Raw genomic sequence first — 521 nt, 5'->3', positions numbered from 1 at the left:
CCATTCGGCGAGAGCGCGGAGGCGTTTTTTTCCCGTTCCAGCAGCAGACCCTTGGAGACGTAGGTCAGCTGAAGCGCCTCGAAGATCGGCCAGACATCGAGCAGCGCGTCGATGGCTTCCGGGCTCGGGTCGATCGCGTTGCCATCGGCATCGCCGATGCCCTCCCAGGCGAGAACCGCGCGGCGCGCGAGCGCCTTGGCGAAGGCGACGGCGCGCTCCTCGTCCGAGGCGTCCTCGGGCACGGTCTCGACGGCCGGGTCGCTGCGGGTCGCCACCATCAGCGCCGTGGTCAGCGGGCGCAGCTGCACCCGGACCCCTGGGGCAAGGTCGTGCCAGCGGGGGGCGTTTGTCAGGTCGAGGGAGAGCATCAGTACACCTCTATGTCGTTGATCAGGGTGGCGGTGCACATCCGGCCGACCACGCTGTCGCGCGCCGCCAGCCAGTCGAAGGTGGCCTGCACGCCCTGCGGCCCTGAGATCTCGATGCGGGGGCGCGGCAGGTAGACGGCGTGCACGGTGAAG

At 69.7% G+C, this 521-nt stretch carries 1 protein-coding gene; it reads right to left on the bottom strand.

From position 1 onward, the window contains the following. A partial coding sequence (locus tag E3D03_RS21260) for a hypothetical protein (protein WP_263568585.1) occupies positions 1-368 on the bottom strand: 368 nt, incomplete at its 3' end. Positions 369-521 lie beyond the last annotated feature (153 nt).

This window comes from Paracoccus sp. DMF (assembly GCF_004407025.1).
Taxonomy (GTDB): Bacteria; Pseudomonadota; Alphaproteobacteria; order Rhodobacterales; family Rhodobacteraceae; genus Paracoccus; species Paracoccus aminovorans_B.
The sequence above is the reverse complement of the archived record's forward strand: the minus strand, read 5'-3'. Positions and strand labels throughout refer to the sequence as shown.